General features: G+C 36.7%; 19 protein-coding genes. 8 read left to right on the top strand and 11 right to left on the bottom strand.

The window, feature by feature from the left end:
• Window positions 1-3 precede the first annotated feature (3 nt).
• Window positions 4-714: a tRNA pseudouridine(38-40) synthase TruA gene (gene truA, locus FJR45_RS05680; RefSeq protein WP_193151748.1), complete on the top strand. Its 711-nt coding sequence runs from the start codon at window positions 4-6 to the stop codon at window positions 712-714.
• On the opposite strand, the gene FJR45_RS05675 is transcribed toward truA, so the two are convergent.
• From FJR45_RS05675 to FJR45_RS05665, 3 genes are read right to left on the bottom strand one after another with little or no spacing between them, the layout of a single operon-like run.
• The gene (locus FJR45_RS05675; protein WP_193151747.1) at window positions 711-3,803 is read right to left on the bottom strand and encodes an efflux RND transporter permease subunit; all 3,093 of its coding nucleotides are present in this window, start codon (window positions 3,801-3,803) and stop codon (window positions 711-713) included. The two genes, truA and FJR45_RS05675, sit on opposite strands and share 4 nt — an antisense overlap.
• Window positions 3,793-4,866 carry an efflux RND transporter periplasmic adaptor subunit gene (locus FJR45_RS05670; RefSeq protein WP_193151746.1) on the bottom strand — a complete coding sequence of 358 codons (1,074 nt, stop codon included), beginning with the start codon at window positions 4,864-4,866 and terminating at the stop codon, window positions 3,793-3,795. The genes FJR45_RS05675 and FJR45_RS05670 overlap by 11 nt, the downstream gene beginning before the upstream one ends.
• Complete coding sequence (locus tag FJR45_RS05665; RefSeq protein ID WP_193151745.1) at window positions 4,867-6,195, bottom strand: TolC family protein; 1,329 nt, start codon at window positions 6,193-6,195, stop codon at window positions 4,867-4,869. It abuts the gene before it with no gap.
• Window positions 6,196-6,325: 130 nt separating this feature from the next.
• Here FJR45_RS05665 and rd point away from each other — a divergent pair, with 130 nt between their 5' ends.
• The 3 genes from rd (at window position 6,326) to FJR45_RS05650 (ending at window position 7,849) form a co-directional block, all read left to right on the top strand.
• The gene (rd, locus tag FJR45_RS05660) at window positions 6,326-6,493 is read left to right on the top strand and encodes a rubredoxin (protein WP_193151744.1); all 168 of its coding nucleotides are present in this window, start codon (window positions 6,326-6,328) and stop codon (window positions 6,491-6,493) included.
• Window positions 6,494-6,573: 80 nt separating this feature from the next.
• Window positions 6,574-7,047, top strand: a complete 474-nt coding sequence (locus FJR45_RS05655; protein WP_193151743.1) for an iron-sulfur cluster assembly scaffold protein — start codon at window positions 6,574-6,576, stop codon at window positions 7,045-7,047.
• On the top strand, window positions 7,040-7,849 hold the full coding sequence (locus FJR45_RS05650; protein WP_193151742.1) for an iron-binding protein: 810 nt from the start codon (window positions 7,040-7,042) through the stop codon (window positions 7,847-7,849). The genes FJR45_RS05655 and FJR45_RS05650 overlap by 8 nt, the downstream gene beginning before the upstream one ends.
• 48 nt (window positions 7,850-7,897) lie before the next feature.
• Here FJR45_RS05650 and FJR45_RS05645 read toward each other — a convergent pair whose 3' ends face one another.
• Both FJR45_RS05645 and FJR45_RS05640 read right to left on the bottom strand, forming a co-directional pair.
• Window positions 7,898-8,653 carry an ElyC/SanA/YdcF family protein gene (locus tag FJR45_RS05645; RefSeq protein WP_193151741.1) on the bottom strand — a complete coding sequence of 252 codons (756 nt, stop codon included), beginning with the start codon at window positions 8,651-8,653 and terminating at the stop codon, window positions 7,898-7,900.
• The gene (locus FJR45_RS05640; RefSeq protein ID WP_226966492.1) at window positions 8,650-9,345 is read right to left on the bottom strand and encodes an alpha/beta hydrolase; all 696 of its coding nucleotides are present in this window, start codon (window positions 9,343-9,345) and stop codon (window positions 8,650-8,652) included. Before FJR45_RS05640 ends, FJR45_RS05645 begins: the two co-directional genes overlap by 4 nt.
• A 120-nt stretch (window positions 9,346-9,465) precedes the next feature.
• Between FJR45_RS05640 and FJR45_RS05635 the strand changes: the two genes are divergently transcribed.
• Complete coding sequence (locus FJR45_RS05635; protein WP_193151739.1) at window positions 9,466-10,200, top strand: hypothetical protein; 735 nt, start codon at window positions 9,466-9,468, stop codon at window positions 10,198-10,200.
• 9 nt (window positions 10,201-10,209) lie between these two features.
• Here the strand turns inward: FJR45_RS05635 and FJR45_RS05630 are convergent, their stop codons facing one another.
• The 3 genes from FJR45_RS05630 to glyS form a co-directional block, all read right to left on the bottom strand.
• Window positions 10,210-11,328: an NAD(P)/FAD-dependent oxidoreductase gene (locus tag FJR45_RS05630; RefSeq protein WP_193151738.1), complete on the bottom strand. Its 1,119-nt coding sequence runs from the start codon at window positions 11,326-11,328 to the stop codon at window positions 10,210-10,212.
• 386 nt (window positions 11,329-11,714) lie between these two features.
• Window positions 11,715-11,933, bottom strand: coding sequence for an addiction module protein (locus tag FJR45_RS05625; protein WP_226966491.1), 219 nt, complete (start codon window positions 11,931-11,933; stop codon window positions 11,715-11,717).
• A gap of 93 nt (window positions 11,934-12,026) precedes the next feature.
• Window positions 12,027-14,045 carry a glycine--tRNA ligase subunit beta gene (gene glyS, locus FJR45_RS05620; RefSeq protein ID WP_193151737.1) on the bottom strand — a complete coding sequence of 673 codons (2,019 nt, stop codon included), beginning with the start codon at window positions 14,043-14,045 and terminating at the stop codon, window positions 12,027-12,029.
• A gap of 179 nt (window positions 14,046-14,224) precedes the next feature.
• Between glyS and FJR45_RS05615 the strand changes: the two genes are divergently transcribed.
• Entirely contained in the window at window positions 14,225-14,611 is a 387-nt protein-coding gene (locus FJR45_RS05615; protein WP_193151736.1) for a class II SORL domain-containing protein, read from the top strand.
• A gap of 32 nt (window positions 14,612-14,643) precedes the next feature.
• Here the strand turns inward: FJR45_RS05615 and FJR45_RS05610 are convergent, their stop codons facing one another.
• Complete coding sequence (locus FJR45_RS05610; protein ID WP_193151735.1) at window positions 14,644-15,579, bottom strand: HD-GYP domain-containing protein; 936 nt, start codon at window positions 15,577-15,579, stop codon at window positions 14,644-14,646.
• A gap of 15 nt (window positions 15,580-15,594) precedes the next feature.
• On the bottom strand, window positions 15,595-17,187 hold the full coding sequence (locus FJR45_RS05605; protein WP_226966490.1) for an EAL domain-containing protein: 1,593 nt from the start codon (window positions 17,185-17,187) through the stop codon (window positions 15,595-15,597).
• Between the two features lie 80 nt (window positions 17,188-17,267).
• Here FJR45_RS05605 and FJR45_RS05600 point away from each other — a divergent pair, with 80 nt between their 5' ends.
• Both FJR45_RS05600 and FJR45_RS05595 read left to right on the top strand, forming a co-directional pair.
• Window positions 17,268-17,930, top strand: a complete 663-nt coding sequence (locus FJR45_RS05600; RefSeq protein WP_226966513.1) for a uracil-DNA glycosylase — start codon at window positions 17,268-17,270, stop codon at window positions 17,928-17,930.
• The gene (locus tag FJR45_RS05595) at window positions 17,927-19,198 is read left to right on the top strand and encodes a type 1 periplasmic-binding domain-containing protein (RefSeq protein ID WP_193151733.1); all 1,272 of its coding nucleotides are present in this window, start codon (window positions 17,927-17,929) and stop codon (window positions 19,196-19,198) included. The genes FJR45_RS05600 and FJR45_RS05595 overlap by 4 nt, the downstream gene beginning before the upstream one ends.
• On the opposite strand, the gene FJR45_RS05590 is transcribed toward FJR45_RS05595, so the two are convergent.
• Window positions 19,151-20,305: an MFS transporter gene (locus tag FJR45_RS05590; protein WP_193151732.1), complete on the bottom strand. Its 1,155-nt coding sequence runs from the start codon at window positions 20,303-20,305 to the stop codon at window positions 19,151-19,153. The genes FJR45_RS05595 and FJR45_RS05590 overlap by 48 nt on opposite strands.
• Window positions 20,306-20,308 lie beyond the last annotated feature (3 nt).

Raw genomic sequence — 20,308 nt, 5'->3', positions numbered from 1 at the left:
TATATGAGAGTAGCACTGCATCTAGCCTATAACGGCACTCATTTTTTTGGTTCACAAACACAAAAAGAGACTTCAAAAACAGTCCTCGGTGAACTTGAAAATGTTTTGAAAAAACTGGGAATTGAGCAAAAAGTCGTGGCAAGCGGGCGAACGGACAAAGGTGTCCATGCTACTATGCAGGTTTGTCATATAGATTTACCGCCCTACTGGGACGATATGGAAAAACTCAAAAAAGTTCTCAATAAAATGCTGTGTGATGCTTTACATGTAAAGAAAATCATACATGTAAAGGATGATTTTCATGCGCGATACAGTGCAAAAAAAAGAAGCTATCGCTACATCATCACAACAAAACAGAAAAATCCTTTTGAAAGTGATTTTGTTACTTTTTTAGAAGATGTAAACCTGCAACAGATACAGCAAAATATCGGTCTTTTTGTCGGAGAGCATGATTTCAGACAGTTTATGAAAACAGGCAGTGACGTAAAATCTACCACAAGAATTATATACAGAGCTTTTGCCTATCAACACAAAGACTACATTGTTTTATACTTTGAGGCGAACGGATTTTTGCGCAGCCAAATCAGACTGATGGTCGGTGCACTTTTAACACTCACCAAAGATGCAATACAGGCACAGCTCAACGGCACCAAAAAGTACAAAATCAAGCCGGCACCTCCAAACGGGCTTTATCTCTCAAAAATCAAATACTAGACTTCCTTCGGTTTCACGCTCCAGATAAAGACAAGTGGTATAAACAGCAGGGTCAAAAAGGTACCTACAATCAAACCGCCAATCGCTACCGTTCCAAGCGGTGCCAAACGCTCTAACCCGATGGCAGATCCAAGTGCAACAGGAAGCATACCGGCAGAAGTTGCAAACGCTGTCATAAGAACAGGCCGTGTTCGTATCTTGATACTCTCCACCATTGCTTCAAAAGTACTGTATCCCTCTTTCATCTTTTCGAGTGCGAAATGAATTAGTAAAATTGCATTGTTGACGATGATACCACTCAGGAGGATAAATCCCATCATTGCCGGCATAGAGGTATGGTAGTGCATAAAAAGCATCATCCACGAAGCCCCTATAATGGTAAGCGGTATCGAAAAGACTATCATCATTGAAATTTTTACAGAGTTGAACATGGCGATAAGTGTAAAAAGTATCAATATAACTGCAAAACCGATGGCCCCTACCATTCTTCCTGCAGAGTTTTTAAACTGTTTTATATCTCCCGTCTGCTCCATTGTTACACCATCTGGCAATACTTTACCATCAAAAGCTTTATCAAAGTTTGCCATTATATGAGAAATTGCCGCCTTTTCCCGAAAACCATATACATTCAGAGTATATTGCAAGCCTTCTCTTGTAATCAGAGACGGCTCCTGCACCATTGTAATTTTTACCATATCACGCAAAGGTATTTTCCCTTTTTTTGTCGTAACAAGATAGTCTTTAATCTCTTCAATACTTTCTCTCTTTTTCTTGTCTACCCATACTCTTATGCCGAAATCCGCACTGTTTTGCAGATAGAACGAGGCAGCTTTTGCCCCGCGTACAAAGAGTTGAAGCTGTTTGGCTATCTCTTCGTTGTTTAAGCCGTAATAGGCGGCTTTTTTTTCGTCTACACTGAATTCATACACTCTTTTGTTCGCAAGCCAGGTTCTTGAAACACTGACAACCCCGCCTGTGTGCTGCATTGCATCCGCAACAATGTCACCTGCCTTTTGCAGTTTTGTCAAATCATCACTAGAGAGTGTTACATCAATATTTGCACGAAGACTCGCAATCGCTGTTGCACCATAATCAACAACATCCACACTGTTTACATTTTTTATTTTATTCAATGCTTCACGCAGTTTGCGTTCTATCTGCCAGATACTCTCTTTTCTTTTGTATCTGTCTACATAGGTTGCCGATATGCGGATGTGGTCTATAGAGCTGCCGCTTCCTATGCTCATAACACCTGCTTCACTTCCAATGGCACTTGAGAGATACAAAAGATCTCCCTGCTTTGTTATGATTTTGTTTGCCTCTTCTACTACTTTTTTACTCGCTTCTATCGGCAGATTCGGATCCACTGTGATGCTTATCCTCACCCCTCCTGTATCCATAGGCGGCATCAGTTCCTGTCCGACTGTCGGCATAACACCTTTCACACTTGTAAAAAACAAGAAAAGAAGTACCACTGTATATGCCAGGGCAACACTCTTTTTCTTCGCTCCCAAAGAGACGGCACTCACAAAAAAATCAGCTATAGCACTGCTGAAGCCTCCTGTAATTTTTTCAAAAAATGCTTCACTTTTTAAAACAAAAGGATTTTTAATAGTAAGAATTTTCAACGAGAGTAAAGGAACCGCGGTTATAGAAATAGCATACGAAGCTGCCAGTGCCAAAAGCAGTGTTGCTACAAGCGGTTGGAAAATTGTCTGAGGATACCCTCCTACAAAAAGCATAGGAGAGAGGGCTATCATCGTTGTAATTGTTCCACTCAAATCTGCAAACATAATCTCTTTGGTTCCGTTATAGACAGCTTTATGTATCTCATCATGGAGTTCTCTGTAATGCCTTTCAATATTTTCCATCACGACTACAGCATCATCCAGAAGAAGTCCCAGTGCCAATATAATGGCAGTAAGCGTCACAACATTAAATTCTATACCGATAATCCACATAAGGGCTATAGTTGTTGCATAAACAAGTGGAATGGTGACCAAAACAACCAAAACCTGACGAAAAGATGCCAAAAAGAAAAAAACAACAAGTGTCGACATAATAATGGCATCGCGTAGAGATTCAAACATGTTGTTTGTACTTTGCACTATAGTGTCTTTTTGCGTATCGGTAATTACAAAAGAGAGGTTTTTATATTTGTTTTGCAGTTTTTGTATCTCTTTTTCTACACGTGCTATTGTTCTTATTACATCAGCATTACCGGTTCTTTGTACAGCAATAGCGATAGCATTTTTTGAATTTCCATAGTATTCGGCACTGTTGTCATAATGTCCGAAGTAAACATTTGCGATATCTTGCAGCTGTATCTCTTTTGTAATACTGACTTTTTTCAGCTTGGCTACAGTGTCGCGCTTTCCCTGAGCCCGCAAAAGATACCTTTTGTCTTTTCCTGTAATAAATCCAATAGCAAAATCATTGTCATTTGCCCGCAATTTGGCAACAACCAAAGCTATGTCAAGATTGTAACGCTCAAGTTTTTCTTTATCGACGATAACTTCTATCTCTTTTTCATAGCCGCCAAATACATCTACATTGGCAACACCCTGTACTTTAATCAGCTTGTGCTTTATCTGTGTTTGTACAATTTGCCTGATATCTTCCAAAGAGACATTTCCCTCTTTTGCACTGACTGCATATGTTACGATTGGGGCAGTTGCTTCTGTTATCTTTATAATCTGGGGATTTAAAATGGCTGCAGGCAGTTTGGCCCTGATTTTATCAAGCGCATTGGAGACATCACTTGTAGCACTGTCAATATTTTTTGTATACTCAAACTCGGCAGAAATCACACTCACTTCATCAATGGTTGTTGAGTAGACTCTTCTTATTTTGTCCAGTGTATACAACTCCTCTTCTACGGGAATGGAAACATTTGCAGCCAAACCTTTCGCTGATTCTCCCGGTTCTACAATGACCACAGCTACAGTAGGATAATTGGAATCCGGAAAAAGTTTTCTGTCTATTTTGTTGTATCCGACAAGTCCTAAAAATAAAAACAGTGCCAAAAATGAAATAATAAAATAGGGTCTTGAAAGTAAAAAATCTACTATAGAAAAACTATTTTTCATTCGTCTGTGCCTTGTCAATTATTATCTTTCCATATGCTGGAAGCATGGAAAGTTTTGCTTCAGAACCCAGAGCCACCCTGTACTTTGGACACGGAGACACAACAGCTGCGCTATTGTCTTCCAAAAGCAGGTCAACAGCAAGTTTTGAAAATTTTCCTTCTTGGTACTGCATAACATAAACACCTTCTTGTGTATGCAAAAGTGCGTTCAAAGGAACACTGCACCCTTTTGCATTTGCAATTTCAACCTTGATATGGACAAAAGATTTGTTTGCAAAATCTATGCGTTTTTGCAGTGTGACTTCGGCAACAAGCAGCGCATTTTTTGCATCATCATAAATCTTGCTGACTCGCCCTATCAACCTTTTTTGCAGATATACCTTTTGCCCTTCTGCTATTGGTACCTGATTTTGGGAAAAAGAAAAGGTCAGCTTTTGCTTCTGTGTATTGAGAGTAACAACAGGTTTGCCTGCCGGAGCGATGGAACCTTCATCCAGTAGTTTGGAGCCGATAACACCGTCAAAAGGGGCTACAAGATTCAGATAATTCAACTGTACCTTTGTTTGTGTTATTTTTGCCTCTGCAGATTTGACAGCTGAGCGTGTTGTCTGATATTTTGCATTCGAAGCATCAAGTATCTCTTTGGAAACAGCTTCAATTGCATAAAGCTTTTTATTTCTTTGCAAAATATCCCGAGCATTTTTCAAATCAAGCAATAATGCTTTTTTCTGTGCTTTGAGTGATGTAAGATTTGCTAAAATATCTTTATCATCAAGCGTCACCAAAAGTTCCCCTTTTTTTACTTTGTCATTTTCATGCACATATATTTTTTTGATATTTGCTGTAAATTTTGAAGCAATACCTGCCTGCTTCAAAGAAAATACTTCTGCTAAAAACTCTCTCTTACGAGAAACACTTTTTTCCTTTGCTACAGTAGTCTCCACACTTTTACTATACTCTTTTGCTGCAGGCAAAGCAGCCACATGCTCTTTTTGTTTTTTTAAAAAAAGTCCTGCGCCTGCTGCTACAAGCACACCCACAATAATCAATACAATTTTTTTCATCTACTTCACTTCCTTTTCTAAAAGATATTCTTTATAGTATTTCGCCTTTTGATACCCATATTTGGCTTCTGTCATTTGGGCATAGACCAACTCTTTTTTTGCCTGTGTATCCAACAAATCCACAAGGGAAAGTGCATTGTTTTCATATTTAATCTGTTGGGCTTTTTCTATCTCCTGCAAAAGTTCATACTGGCTCTGCAGAGCTGTATAGTCCGCCTGTGCAATTTCTATTTTGGAATTTGCAATTTTTAAGTTTTTTTCCAACTCCAACCGTGTTATGCTTTTGTCTATTTTTGACTGCATCAAAGCAATCTTTTCTTTGGCAACACTCGCACTTTTTGCTCCAAAATCATAAAGGTTCCATTTCAAATGCAAACCTATCTGCCATACATTTTCACTGTTAAAGTCATTTTTATTTAAGTATGTCACACCCGTCTGTGCAAAAGTATTTGTCGTTGCATTGGGTCCCATACTGTAGCCGTAATATGCACTAAAATCCACCTTTGGATAGTACAGTGCCTCTGCGGTACGGACTCTTTTTTGTGCTATATTGCTTTTTAGTGCAGCAATTTTTAATCGGCTTAAACTCTTAAGGTCCGGTTCGCCTTCTTGCGCCCCATCAAAATTGACACTGACCTCTTCTGCTTTGTCAAATTTGTCCGAAGCAATCATTTGAGAAAGAGAAGCTTTTAAAATTCCTATATTGGAGATTATCTTGTTTTTGTTCGCCACTGCTTCTACATAGGCATTTTTTGCCTCCAGCATGTCAAGTTTTGATTTTCCGCCAAGATGATAGGCCTTTTGTATATATTCATACAGTCTTTTTTTTGCCTCTATATACTTTTTTTGCGCTTTGAGCTGTTCTTGCAGTGATAAAAGAGAGAGATAAATATTTTCTACATTGTAAATGAGTTCTGCTTTTGCAAGTTTTATTTTAAAAAGAGTGTTTTTATATGCCAAATCAGATATTTTACAACTGTTTTGTTTGGCAAATCCGTCAAAAAGCGTCACATTGTAAGAAAGACCCGTAGAGACCAAATCATTCGTTGTGGGCATCTCATAGGGCCCTGTCGGAGAAGAGACTATCTGCATTGGTGTTAACGGCACCAGTGTGCGTGCATTGTTATAATGATCATAATTCAGCACGGCATCAAATCGACCAAGATTTTGTGCCCGTTTTATGCGCCTGTTTTTTTGTGAAACCTCTTTGTCTAAAAAGGTCTTTTTCAGGGAATTGTTATGCTGCAGTGCTTCATCAATTGTTTCTTTGAGACTCATTGCATGAAGCGAAAATGTCAAAAGAAAACCTAAAACCAGTTTTTGTACCATCTTTATCCAAGCCTTATAAAAAAGATGGCTAATTCTAACACTTTTACATTAGCTCATTGTTAAGGTATCATCATTTCGTATTGATGTTTTTTATGTTATGATATAACTGATTTTTATACAAGGATATATCATGAAAAAATATATATGTACAGTATGTGATTATATTTATGACCCTGAAGTCGGTGATGAGGAAAACGGAATTCCTGCCGGAACAGCGTTTGAAGATTTGCCAGATGACTGGGTCTGTCCTGATTGCGGCGAACCCAAAGAGGTTTTTGAACCCTTAGAAGATGAATAACCCCAAATTATTTCAAGAATAAATTGATGCTTTTCATGTTATACTTATAAAAGTTATAACTATTTTAAAAGAGAAGAAACATGTTTGAAAATGTAAAAATGCCAGAAGGCTTGAACCCTGAAGTCCTGGAACATCTGATGAATCCGAAAAATTACGGAAAACTCGATGATGCAAACGGAGTGGGTGTTGCTCTGGATGAAAAAACAAAAGAGTATGTCATATTTTATACAAAACTTGAGGATGACATTATAAAAGATGTAAAATTTGCTACAAACGGCTGCCAGGACACGGTTGTCATCGGTTCCATGTTTACACAGATGATTCAAAACAATGATTTGGACTACGCAAATACTGCTGTCGAAAAAATACACAAAAAACTGGGAAAACTTTCAGCGCAACAACTTGTCTGTGCAGAGATTGTTTTTAGCGCGTTTTTGGCATCACTCCAAAACTATGAAAACAAAAAAAACGGCGCAGATGAAGAGTTGCATCTGTTTAAAATGAAAGAGAGCTGCGAAACGACACCTGTGCGCAAGGATGAAGAAAATGAATAAAAGATACCAAAAAAAACATGAACTCTGGCTCGCTGTACTTTTTGCCTCATTTGCCATAAATGATGAAACAATCAAGTCCCGTTTGTATGATTTTTCACAAATTGCCTTTCGACATATGAAGTGGCTTGGCGAAGAGGCTTTGGAAAAAGGAGAAGATTACAATTACGACAGAGATATGCTTCTGTACAAACGCAACAGTATCTTTGAAATCATTGAATCTCTCAAAGAACAAATCGAAGAGACACAGCAATTTTATCCTCAAAATATTCTAGGCAGACGCATAAAAACTGATGATGCCTATCTCTTGGAGTATATCTCTCAAATTTTAAAAGATGAGAAAAACAATCAAGAGGTTACCGCGTTTAATATGCAGCGAAAATGGGGAGACAAAAACCTTTCGCAGGAGCAGATTGACGCATTGACACTCTTTTTGTTTGAAGAGTCATACAAAGAGTATGAGCTTATTTTAGTCTATGCCTATATGCAGGCCAGAACCAGAAATGTACTGCATTTTAATGTTTTTCAAGATTTGGTTGACGAGTCACACTTTCATCTCAAATCATTTGGCAACATGATGGCAAAGTTGGGCATTTTAGCACTTCCGAGAGAACTGCATACCATGACCTATATAGTTAAAGATTTAGAACAGTTTGTCAAAGACGGCATTGCCGAAGAAGAGGCTGCAAAAGTAATGTGCAAAGAGTTAAGTGATGCCATAAAAGATGAAGAGCTGTCCAAATTTTTTGATTTTATCAATTATCAGGAAAGTTATCATATTGAGTTGATGAAAAAACTTTTATAAATTCTTTATACTTTGAAAGACACAAAGCCCGCACTGAAGTACGGGTTCCTACAAGCCAAAAGATTTAATTTTTGCCCAGAGTATGCCTATATACTCATGAACTGCTACACTTGATATATAAAAATAAACAGGTTTGGGAACCTGCAGATACCCTCTGAACTCACTTTTATAATAATTTGTCGGTGCTGCTATGGGGTGCATACCAAGTGAGCGAAAAAGCATCATAGCCCGTGGCATATGCGTGGCAGAGGTTACCAGTACAAAAGGCTTATCTGCGACGAGTGTTTTGGTAAAAAGTGCTTCTTCTTTTGTATCGGCAGGTTTGCCGTTTATAATCATATCTTTATATGCCACACCCAAAGCATGTGCCAGTTTTGCATTCATCACTGCATTTGTCGTGTTGGTATCTCCCTCATATCCTGTAAAAATCAATTTTGAGTCCAGCATCTTTTTATGTATGAGTACCCCTTCTAAAACTCTTTTTGTGCCGGCACTGCTAATTTGTGAAGAGAGTGGCTGAGACGGATCCGTATTATGTCCGTTGCCGAGTACATGTATGTATTTTATCTGCTGTTTATAATCAAATTTTTGGTACCGGTTTTCCAGATTCTGTACCAAAAAGTTTGCAAAAGGCGGATAGGAAAAAAGTAACAGTAAAAACAAGCCCAAAGAAAACAATATTTTTGCAAAACGCATCTTCTTTACATGTAACATATAAAGCCCGACTGCCAGCAGTGTAACAATCAAGCCAAGCGGTTCCACAAAAAATGTTAGAAATTTTTTCAGATACAAACCTGCACTCATGTGATAACTTCATTGATTTTATTTGTAACACGCGGATCCCAAAACAGTTCCGTATGCGAAAGTCCGCTAAACTCTTCATAATGGACCAGGTTTTTGATATATTTTTTTAAATTTCTTGCATTTTGGAGCGGAATTAGCTCATCATCCCGACTGACAAACAGATAGGTATCAGCCTCTACATTTTCTATGTAATGCATTGTTTTGAACTTATACCGCAAAAGCTTTGCCATATAAGAAATTCTAGAATATTTTTGGCGTAAAAGCTGTCCTATGGAGTCAAAAGCCCCTATCAAAAAGAGTGCTGAAACTTTATGTTTTGAAGCAACATACGCAGCAACACTTGAGCCTAAAGAGTAACCCAAAAGATAAAAATCACCATAGTTTTTCTGCATCAACTCTGCGATTTTCAGACCGTCTTGCAAAATATTTTTCTCGTTTGCCACACCTTCGCTTTTGCCGTAACCACGATAGTTAAAGACTACTATCCGTGATTTTGGATAAACCTGGGACAGTCTGTTGAGAAGAGCCACACCGTCATGACTTCGTCCTACAAACATGAGCAGGGTACTTTTGGGGTTTTTCGGCTCATACACAGCCCCCTCAAGTTCTATACCATCCTCCATTTTCGCACTTAAAAAAGAGCAGTGTTGGCACAAACGTCTCTCTTTTATATATGTGGGACGAAAAATCATAAAATATTGCCATTGATAAAAAGCAAACAGCAATATTAAAAAAGTGAAAATTAAAAAAGCTATATAAATCATGAAAAGAATTATAGTATAATTCGCCTAATAAGTGCCAGAGGATAATAAATGCAAGTATTTGGAAAATTTTCAACAAACTTTGATATGGACTATTTAGTCGAACAGTATATGTATATCAATGAGAACGAAGAGGAAAAAATCACCGTTGATGATTTGGAAAACATGCTTAAGAAAAAACGCAAAACTGTCGCAGGAACTGTTTTTTTGTATAACCCTGAAGTCAGCCCTGTCGGCTATAAAATGAGCCGTTTTTTGCAAGAAGAAGGATTTGACAAGTATGATGAGTTTGTCGCTTTGAATGAAAGTCCAAAAGACTATGTTTTAAATGCAGGCTTTAAAGAACACTACAAAGGCAAGCTTATCCAAATCAGGTATCTGTTTAATTACAACAGAGAAAACATCGAACCGACTCCTATTTTGGAAGAGTTTGATGCTGACCTGGACAAAATTACCTCTACACAGCTCACACGATATGACAAGCAGTTAAATTATATAGATATACCAAATATCAGATTAAGCGGAAAATTTGTCTTTTTTGGCATAGGAAACAAATACGACAGACACCACAAAGCCATCATCGCGTATGCCAGAGCGCTCTCTTTACATGTAAACAAGCTCGATAAGAATGTAGTATTTATGTATGACAACAATTATGACCCTGATGAATGTATTGAGAGAGCCTACTACCTTTCACCTTTTGCCGGAGGAAAAGCAAGAGAAGTCCGTGCCAATGCAGTCAAAGCAATTTTTAAAACAATGCCGCCTCAACGCGTAAAAATATAACTCTACAAACTATCTTTTTTTAGCCCAACGCGCAAAAAACCGTGCCGGGCTTATTCGCTCATTGATTTTTTTCCCGTGCAGTATATGTTCACTCAGTATTTTTGCCAGATACGGTGCCAAAACAAAACCGTAACCTCCGCTTCCGTTTATCATAAAGAGATTCGGATAATAAACATACTTTGAAAAATCAGGCTTTTTCGTATGCAAAGAGCCTTTACATGTAAGCAGTGTTTCACTTGAAAGCACCAAAGAACCGACCATTGGCAGATAATCAAAAGAACCCGAACGCAATCCCGTATAATCTTTTACAACTTTCACATTTTCCAACTGCATAGTTTGTGAAGCTTTTTGCAACAGTTCTGCTCTGCCCTGCTCCACATCATACGCTTCTTTGTTTTTTTCGGGATGATAATGCACATTATGTGTGGCACCTATGGCTATTTTTCCATTCTTTGAGGGCGAAACAGAGACATATTGATGCACAGAACAGCAGTTTTGCGTTGTTGTTGTGACATCTATGCGGTGTCCCCAAACACCACGGAGTTTGATATATGGCTCTTTGATGAGCATATCGTATGCTCCTGTTGCCAACACAACATTTTTGGCGCTGTAACTTTCATTGATTACCCAATAATCATCATCAAATACCAGTGTCTCTGCTTTTTCTTGGACAAACTTTGCACCGCAGGACATATCACTGCATACTTTTTGGGCATTGACGACACCGGCATCTATGGAAACACTCTCTCTTCTTTTTGCCTCTGCACTCAATTGTGAGTACAAATCAAGTGGAATGTTGTGCAATGGCAGCGGTGCATTTTGTTTGTATACATGTAAGCTTGCATCATCTGCTTCATCTTTTGCAATGTGAACAAGCTGTGCTTTTGTGAAGGTTAAAGGGAAATTTTTATCGTAAAAATCATAAGAGTAGACAAAGGCTTCTTGAAGCAGCTCTTTAAGCTCCCCCGCTTTGGAAAACTTGGGAGATATAAAAGCACCCGCCGCACCGCTTCCGCCGCTTGCTATGCCTTCTTTATCCAAAAGAAGAACACGTTTGCCCTCTTTTATAAATTCATACGCCACAGAACAGCCGTTTATACCGGCTCCTATAATAGCTATATCATACATATAAATCCATCTAAAAGCTTATATTTTACAGCCTCTTGAAAAACTTTCTCTGGAATTTCTCCTTTTTTTATCAAAGTATTCTCTTTGTAAAGCATTTAAGAAAGTCTTTCATTAACATAGACAGGATTACTTCTTGTATCCAAAACTGCATAAATATAAACTGTTTCGTTATTATATTTATAATAAATTGCATATGGAAATCGCTTAGATAAAAGACGGTAGTAATTTTCAATTTTAATATGAACTCCACAATATATTCGTAATGATTCAATATCTGAGAAAATGGTATTTAAAAAGTAATGTCCCAATCCCTGTGATTGGCACTCATAAAAGTCAGCACCACTAGAAATATCAATCTTTGCGGGAGTTAATATTTGTATATTCATTTATGAGAATTTTTTCAATAAATCTTGTTTAGCATCATCAAAGTTCTCAAATATTGCTTCGCCACTTGCAATTTGCTTTTCTCTTTCATGTAATACAGCTTTGTGCCATTGTGGTGTCAAAGATTCATCGTTTGTATTCTTGCTCATATCTTCCCAGAGTTCTTCCATCGCCATAAACTTTTGCGATGTTGTCATAGTCTTAAGATTTAATATTGACATTTTAACTTCCTTGTTCTTGGTTCTCTATTTTATCATACAATTGTTTTACTTTTCACACCAAGTTCGACTACAAAAAGTTTTTAGTATAATAAATTATATACTTACTTCTTTAATATCGGCAATAGTAAGAATACTTTTGTATATGGAAGCGATGAGTGCTTTACGGTTGTTTTTCAGCTTTTCATCTTCTGCATTGACCATGACATTGTCAAAAAATGTATCCAGTTCAGGTTTGAGTCCCAGCAGGGCATCCAACTCTTCTTCATAGCTTTCATAGGTTTTTGATGTAACCTCTTTGTATCTTTGATACAATGTTTTTTCTGCGGCTTCTTCCAAAAGAGTCTCATCTACATGTAACGCAGAATGAAGGTCAATATCTTTTGTAATATTTGCCACACGTTTGAAAGTAGAAGAGACTTCATCAAAGCCTTCTGAGTTTACAAGCGTATTCAGCGCTTCTATTTTATGACCGAGTGCTAAAAGTTCTCTCTCACCGGAGGCTAAAACCGCTTCAACAATAGAAGGATTGACTTTGTAGTATCTTCTGATACGCTCTATGATGAAGTTTTCAAGTTTTTCCAAATCAATTGCATCATAATTTACGGACAACTCTTTTAAAGTCTTGACAATGTCAAATTCAAAGCCGTATTCATTGACGATGCGGATAATGCCGTTGACTGCACGACGCAGAGCAAAAGGGTCACGTGAACCTGTCGGAATTTCATTGACAGAAAAAAGTCCAAGCAGAGTATCAAGCTTGATGCTCATCGCCACTATGGCACTCAGAGGTGTAGAAGGGAGCTCGCTCTCTTCACCCTCAGGCAGATACTGCTCTTTTATAGCCAAAGCAACAGCCTCGTTTTCGCCTGCTTCTTTTGCATAGTAGTAACCCATCAATCCTTGCAATTCCGTAAACTCATACACCATTTCACTCATCAGGTCGGCTTTTGCAAGTTCTACAGCTCTTTTCAAATCCTCTTTTTTTACATCAGGCTGATACATATCATATAAAGCAGTGGCAATTTTTTCTTCACGCTTTATTTTGTCGGCAACACTGCCCAAGCCTTTAAAAAAGGCAACTTTTTCCAACCCTTTTGTACTCAAACCGTTTTTCAGGTCATTTTCATAAAAGAAAAGCGCATCTGCCAAACGAGGACGAAGCACACGCTCATTTCCGGCTATTACTTCAGAAAAATCATCTGTCAGTGCATTGGAAACAACTACAAACCTGTTGATAAGTCTGCCCTCTTTGAACACAGGAAAATAACGCTGATGCTCTTTCATGGAAGTGATAATAACCTCAGGAGGCAATCGTAAAAATGCTTCATCAAACGAGCCTAACAACGCTGTCGGATTTTCCGTAATAGCAACCACTTCCGCAAAAAGATCTTCATCTATCTCAACATTGACACTGTTCTCATCTTCGATCGTTTTAATGTCTGCAAGTATTTTTTCTTCTCTTGTCTGTTGAAAAAGTGTCACACCACCGTTTTTCAGTGTTTCAAAGTACTCTTTTATCCCTGTAATTTCTACAGGATTAAAATTTGCTATACGGTGTACACGTGTAGTTTTTGCGGCATCTATGCCATACATGTGCATAGGAACAAGCGTATCATCCAGTTGCACATTTACCCATCGAACAGGACGGATAAAACTCTCATGCAGACTGCCCCATCGCATAGATTTGCCAAAATCAAGTGACTTGAGCCACGTATGTATAATCTCTGGCAAAAGTTCTGCCGAAGGTTTTCCTGCAACATCTTTTTTATAATAAAGTACCTCTTTAGAGCCTTTTTCTGCCGTACTGAGTTCGTTTAGTGAAACTCCGCATTTACGGGCAAACCCCTCAGCCGCTTTGGTAGGGACGCCATCTTTGTAGGCAACAGCCAAAGGTGCACCAAAAAACTCTTCTACACTGTCAGCCTGCTGTATTGGAAATTCTCTGTGCCACATTACCAAACGACGAGGCGTATAATAAAATTCAAATTCACTCAAGAGAGCATATTTTTCTAAAATATCGGCATATTTTTTTTCAATATTCTTCATCTCTTTTAACAGAGGAACTGCCGGAAGCTCTTCAACACCGATTTCAATTAGTAGTGGTTTTAACATATTTAGACTCTTTATGTATTAATTACCGCGATTTTATCTCTTTATTGGTTAAAAACTCGTTAAATCATTTAAAATTTATTAAATAAAACTTAGACAAGATAAATATACTCTGATTTATGATAATGCTAAAGATTTTATAGATACAATAACGTTAAATAAATTAACACAAGGAATTTAATATGCCAAAGATTAACAAATACGTTGACATTGACACAGTAGAAAGAGAAGCAAAAAAAGATTTAATTGACCGTCACTCACCATTCATTACCGTTTTAGGTGAAGCGAAAAAAGGCGAAACTTTAAAAGTAAATGTAAAAATGGGGAATGAATATACACACCCTGATGATTTTGATCATTATATTGAAAGTATCACTCTTTTCAACGGTGACACAAAGTTAGCAATGGCAACTTTTGTTCCTGGAACATTAGGAAATGAAAAATCTCATGCTGAAGTAACTTTCACTATTCGTCCAACTGGAAAAAAACTTAACCTTGTTGCACACGGCTACTGTACTAAACACGGTATCTGGGAATCAACTCCTGTTGTTGTAGAAGTAGCTGAGTAGTCACTTTCTTCTTCAGATAGAATTATTTAATTCTATCTGAGCATTTCTATCATTTTATTTAAAATCTTCACATCCAACTGTTTACTCATTTTTGTTTTCATCAACAACAATGCTTCAAAAACTCCCATTGCTTCTTTATAAGATCTTCTACTCGTTAATGCGTCAAAAACATCACATACAGCAATAATCCTTGCTATATAGGGAATATGTTCTCCATTGAGTCCTGCAGGGTATCCTGAACCGTCCATTCTTTCCTGATGATACTTGATACCCATGAGAATATCTTTGTTTGTTATTCCTAATTTTAATCCGATGGCATAGCCAAACATCGGGTACTTTTTCATTTCAGTAAATTCCATTTCACTCAAGCGTCCTTTTTTTTCAACAATTTCAGAATTGATTTTACTTTTTCCTATATCGTGCAAAAGTGCTGCTTCTCCCAATGCTTCAAGCATTTCTTTGGAGAATTTCAAGTAAGCCCCAAGATTTAATGCATAAATGCAGACATTAATGGAGTGTGTCATTATTGTATACTGATGTTCAGCTATATTTATAATAGAGTCAATAGAAAAATTCTTATCTGCAACAGTTTCCACAAGCTCATATATCACATGTTTGGATGTTTTATAAGTCTTTGGATCTTCCGGATTTGAAAACAAAGCATGAAGGATAACAGTAGCTTTATGATATATTTTAGCTGCTTTTTCTTCAAAGTTTATGTATTTTTTTTGAGCATGTGCAACTCTTTGGTTGTAATATCTAAGATAATATGCCCTCTCTTTTTCATTGATATAAACAGCCTGGATATCTTTAAGCTTTTTTACATCCTCTGCACTCACCAAAGTACCTGCATGTTTAAAATAGTGCATCTTTTTTTCTTTCTCTGAAGGAATAAAAAGATTAAACTCAAACACTGCATTTTCTTTTATGATATCTTTGTCTATTGAAATATATTTAGTTGACTTCAAATATACTGCCTGTTATTATAAATTTAATTTTACAGATGGTTCATCTATATAAAATCCCTGTGAATAGTCTATGCCCAGTTCACACACTCTGTCCATAACAACACTTGAATGCACATATTCTGCTATTGTTTTTATTCCCAGTTTTTTTGCAAACTGAACAATTGTATCGACAACAACTTTTGAAGCCTCATCCACATCAATATTTTCTATAAGTGAGCCGTCAATTTTTATATAATCTGCATCAATTTTTGTAATATATGAAAAATTGGAGTAGCCACTTCCAAAATCATCTATTGCTATTTTTGCGCCATACCTGACAACTTCACTGACGAATCTGTCTACTCTCTTAAAATCCTGCACAGCTTCTGATTCCAAAAGCTCAAATGTTACCCTTGAAGCTGCGTGAGAGTTTTTCAGTTTATTGAGAATAAAGTTAAATATTTCGCTGCTCATGATATCTTCTATAGAAAGATTGATACTGAATTCAAATTCATTCTTTTCAAAAACAGCAAAGGATTTGTTGACTATTGTTTTTGTCACTTCATTATAAATTTTGATATTTTTAGCAATAGGAATAAACAGCAAAGGAGAAAGAATCTTTCCGTTCATATCTATCAGCCTTGCCAGACACTCGTATTTTGTAACTTCTTTCGTTTTGTTATCACGAATCGCCTGAAAATATGGAATGATTTTATCATTTTGCACTGCTTCGCGAACAATTGAAGAGAGTTGTAAATTACGCCGATACTCGTCTTCAAAATGCATTTTGTCTTCATAAATCCAAAAGTGAACACCCTTTTTCTTTGCATACATCAAAGCCATGGAAACTTTGGAAAAAATGTTATTGTTTATTCTGTCTGATGACGATGCCAAAGTAAAATCAACAAATATCTGTGTTTCCTGATAACTTACTTTTATATTTTTTATTTTCTCATAAAGGTCGGACAGATAACTCTTTAAATGATAAAAACCAAGATTTTCATCCAGTGAAATGGCAAATTCTGCGCCTGAAAGACGATAGACCTGATTTGGCGAAAGGACTTTTTTTAAGTATTTTCCGACATATTCCAAAACATAATCGCCAACTACAAATCCGTAAAAATTATTGATTGTCTGAAAATTATCAATTTTCAAGAGAATCAAACCACACTGCTCACAGTTTTCCAGGTCTTTGCGAAGTTGATACAAATTTGGAAGATTGGTCAGGTGGTCTGTAAAATAACGTTTAAAAAGTTCTGTCCTGTACTCTTGTATACTCAAATTTTTATTTGAATGGTCTTTATAGAGTGCTTTGAGAACTTCATCACTTATGTGCTCTGCATCATCCGTATCTATCGTAAAAACTACGACAGAAGTTTTTTGCTTGTCATCATGCTTTAAAAGTACTATTTTTGCATCCGGTACTGTCTTGTTGATTTCTCGTACCAGAGTTTGAACCAATACAGTATTGTGTATATATGAGAGGATATGAATCAATACTTTATGTTTCGCCAAAAGCCCAATTTCATGTATCACACCTGGAACTTCAGCAGATGCGCTTAATGTAAAATTTTCAACTTCAAAAGTATCACTGTTCATACTGTCTTTGCCTTTATACCTATGTTTCATATGTATAATAACATATTTTTAATCCATAAAGTAGAATTTAACCGCAGTTTGACTATACTCTTATCATATTTTCAGAAATGGTGGCAGTATTGAAATCCTATCAAAATCTTGTTTTGCTTCAAAACCTCTACCGCTTAAAAGCTATCGGTTTTGAATACATAGAGCACTTTAATATAAACGATAAAACAAACTATGAAACGCCAACAACATTAGCGGCTCTGTCTCAAAATATATCTTCATGCCACCTGTGTGATTTGAGCAAATCAAGAACGCAAAGTATGAGCGGGTACGGAAACCAAAATGCAAGATTGTTTCTAATCGACTTCAGTGTTTCACAGGCACAGGACCGTGCAAACGCATACTATACAGGACGATCCGGAGAAACTTTAAAAAATATGATAGAAAAAGTTGTACATCTCAGCATAGAAGATGTTTTTATCACGCATGCTGTCAAATGCAAACCGCTCCAATCAAACAAACCTTCTTCTTCAGAGTACAACTCCTGTAAAAACTATCTGTTTTCCCAGTTGGATTTTATAAAGCCAAAGGTCATTGTAACCCTTGGAGAAGACGCCTATACACATCTGACAGGTGATGTGAATTTTGAAAATGTAAGAGGGCATGTTATAGACTACAAAGAGTATAAGCTCATCCCTATTTATCATCCCCAATATCTTTTGAGAAATCCTCAATTGAAAAAAATCACATTAAATGATTTAAAAACTATAAAGAGTTGCCTATGAAAAAACTACTATTTCTGCTTGTACCCTGTATCATTTTTGCACAAAGTTTTATGATATCCAATATTCCTATTCCAAAGATATATATTCAGGACCTTGACCCTTATACATGTAACGACAAATGTATGAAAGAGCTTTTACAAAACGGACAGATATTCTCTTTTCTCTCTCATGCAAATAAGAAACTGACAGACAAAGAGTTGGATGAGGCACGTATTATTAACATTGCCGTACTCAATCTTGGCGCATCCAACGCCGGCATGAAATTAAAAATAGCCCTGCTCCTGCCTTATAAGAAAATAGGAAAATACGCATCCACCACTACAAATGCAGCCTTTGCCTATCTGATGACAAAAAGTAACTCTTTTATGCTCAAAAGCTACAAGATTCCTACAGAAAACATATCAGATTTGCAAGAAGCACTGGCTCAAATAGAATCAGATGGATTTGAGTATGTCATAGCACCGCTTACGGCGCAGGGAGTGAACAACATTATTGAGATTGATCCAAATATAAATATATATTTTCCGACTATAAATAAAAAAGATGCTCATACTGTCTCTTCTTCTCTTATTTTTGGAGGGATTGACTACAAACAGCAAAGTAAAATGCTGCTTCATGAAGCAGTTTCACCTCTGGTTATTTTTTCTGACAAGTCACAGACAGGCAGAAAGTTGGCATTCTACCAAGAAGACGAGTTTTTACACCCTTCCACAGACATAAACGATACTATGTTTTATAATGATGAAGCCAGTGTTTACAGCGAAGATATCAATCTTTCAGAAGAAAAAAAAGTATTTACCTATTTTCTTTCAAGAAGAACAACCAACCTTGAAAGATATTTAAAAGAAAACGAAGACATTGTCAATGCTTCATTTTTTGTCAATACGCCAATCATTAAAACAGGAATGATATTGTCACAACTGACACTTTATGATGTCAATGCTACAAATATTCTTTCAACACAAATCAATTATGACCCCTTGCTGCTCTCCATGACGCAGTACAATGACAGAAAAAACATGATTGTAGCCAATTCCATAACCAAAGATAATAATATTTTAATTGAGACAAATTCGCTGTTGGGAAATGACATTGTGTATGACTGGATTAACTACACCACAACTGTCGGCATAGATTACTTTTATGCACAAATCACCGGTGAAGAAAGAGAATACAATATCAACCTTCTGAACAATCAGATGATGTATGATATAGAACTTTTACGCCCTGGAATATCGAGATTTTTCAAATATATTCCAAACGAGTAGTGTCAAAAACATTACTCCCATTCCTGCCTCGCTTATCAGTACAGCATTTTCAAAACCGTAGTTTTTCCAAATATATCCTATAACAATTGCTCCCAAAGCACTAAATACAGCAACACCGCCATAAAATACACCAAAAACAAAGCCTTTTGATTTTGCATATTCAGAGATATAAGCACGAATGGCATTTAAACTAAAAACAGTAAAAAGACCCAAAAAAGCAAATGCGAGCCAAAGATTTATATTGAGCAGAGATATAGAAAAAATACCAAATACAAATGAAAGCAGCATAACTCGAATAACACCTATCTTGTCACTCAAAACACCGCCATAATAGCTCATAAAAGTCTGCACAGCTGTCAGCATCATTACAAGAAGAGGAATAATTGACAAAGAAAAGCCCTCATCTCTTGCTTTTAATATAAAAAACTGATCACTCATAATAAAAAATAAAAATCCAAAATAGATAAATAAAACCGGAAAAAGCCTGTAATCTTCCCTGTTGATAACCTTCTTATCTTTTTTCATCTTTTTTGGCGCATCTTTTACAAGAAAGATGACTATGGCAACTGCAATCAACCCGGGAATGACTGTCAGTTTAAAAATAAATCTAATAGAGTTCTCATCCTGAGCAATAAACAAGAAAATAACAAAAATCAAAAATGCGCCACACAGTTCACCGGCAATATCCAACATTTTATGAAAACCAAAGGTTCTTCCGTGTTCGTTGTTTAAAACATAACTGCTGATAAGCGAGTCTTTTGAAGCACTTCGTATGGCTTTACCCATTCTCTCAACACCCTGCAATAGTGCGACACTTATAAAACTGTGTGAAAAACCCAACAATGGTTTGGAAACAGTCGATAAAAGGTACCCTGCTATAAGGAATGGTTTTACAATCTGATATTTATCACTTAAGTATCCAAAAAGAATTCGAAAAGCATAGGATATAAATGTTGCAATAGCGATAATAATGCCAAGCTTATCAACCCCTTCATTCAAAACATATACAACAAAAACGGGCAAAAGAGTAGTAACCATGTTTGAGGACATATCGGTAAAAAAACTGACCCAGCCTATATATACTACATTTTTATCTATAGTTTTCATATA

This window comes from Sulfurimonas sediminis (assembly GCF_014905115.1).
Taxonomy (GTDB): Bacteria; Campylobacterota; Campylobacteria; order Campylobacterales; family Sulfurimonadaceae; genus Sulfurimonas; species Sulfurimonas sediminis.
The sequence above is the reverse complement of the archived record's forward strand: the minus strand, read 5'-3'. Positions and strand labels throughout refer to the sequence as shown.

Excerpts from the sequence above, each read along its gene's own strand:
- FJR45_RS05615 (WP_193151736.1), top strand. The coding sequence starts at position 14,225 with ATGCCAAAGATTAACAAATACGTTGACATTGACACAGTAGAAAGAGAA.
- FJR45_RS05625 (WP_226966491.1), bottom strand. The coding sequence starts at position 11,933 with ATGTCAATATTAAATCTTAAGACTATGACAACATCGCAAAAGTTTATG.
- FJR45_RS05635 (WP_193151739.1), top strand. The coding sequence starts at position 9,466 with ATGCAAGTATTTGGAAAATTTTCAACAAACTTTGATATGGACTATTTA.
- FJR45_RS05645 (WP_193151741.1), bottom strand. The coding sequence starts at position 8,653 with ATGAGTGCAGGTTTGTATCTGAAAAAATTTCTAACATTTTTTGTGGAA.
- FJR45_RS05630 (WP_193151738.1), bottom strand. The coding sequence starts at position 11,328 with ATGTATGATATAGCTATTATAGGAGCCGGTATAAACGGCTGTTCTGTG.
- FJR45_RS05605 (WP_226966490.1), bottom strand. The coding sequence starts at position 17,187 with ATGAAACATAGGTATAAAGGCAAAGACAGTATGAACAGTGATACTTTT.
- truA (WP_193151748.1), top strand. The coding sequence starts at position 4 with ATGAGAGTAGCACTGCATCTAGCCTATAACGGCACTCATTTTTTTGGT.
- FJR45_RS05665 (WP_193151745.1), bottom strand. The coding sequence starts at position 6,195 with ATGGTACAAAAACTGGTTTTAGGTTTTCTTTTGACATTTTCGCTTCAT.
- FJR45_RS05590 (WP_193151732.1), bottom strand. The coding sequence starts at position 20,305 with ATGAAAACTATAGATAAAAATGTAGTATATATAGGCTGGGTCAGTTTT.
- rd (WP_193151744.1), top strand. The coding sequence starts at position 6,326 with ATGAAAAAATATATATGTACAGTATGTGATTATATTTATGACCCTGAA.
- glyS (WP_193151737.1), bottom strand. The coding sequence starts at position 14,045 with ATGTTAAAACCACTACTAATTGAAATCGGTGTTGAAGAGCTTCCGGCA.
- FJR45_RS05675 (WP_193151747.1), bottom strand. The coding sequence starts at position 3,803 with ATGAAAAATAGTTTTTCTATAGTAGATTTTTTACTTTCAAGACCCTAT.
- FJR45_RS05640 (WP_226966492.1), bottom strand. The coding sequence starts at position 9,345 with ATGATTTTTCGTCCCACATATATAAAAGAGAGACGTTTGTGCCAACAC.
- FJR45_RS05655 (WP_193151743.1), top strand. The coding sequence starts at position 6,574 with ATGTTTGAAAATGTAAAAATGCCAGAAGGCTTGAACCCTGAAGTCCTG.
- FJR45_RS05670 (WP_193151746.1), bottom strand. The coding sequence starts at position 4,866 with ATGAAAAAAATTGTATTGATTATTGTGGGTGTGCTTGTAGCAGCAGGC.
- FJR45_RS05595 (WP_193151733.1), top strand. The coding sequence starts at position 17,927 with ATGAAAAAACTACTATTTCTGCTTGTACCCTGTATCATTTTTGCACAA.
- FJR45_RS05650 (WP_193151742.1), top strand. The coding sequence starts at position 7,040 with ATGAATAAAAGATACCAAAAAAAACATGAACTCTGGCTCGCTGTACTT.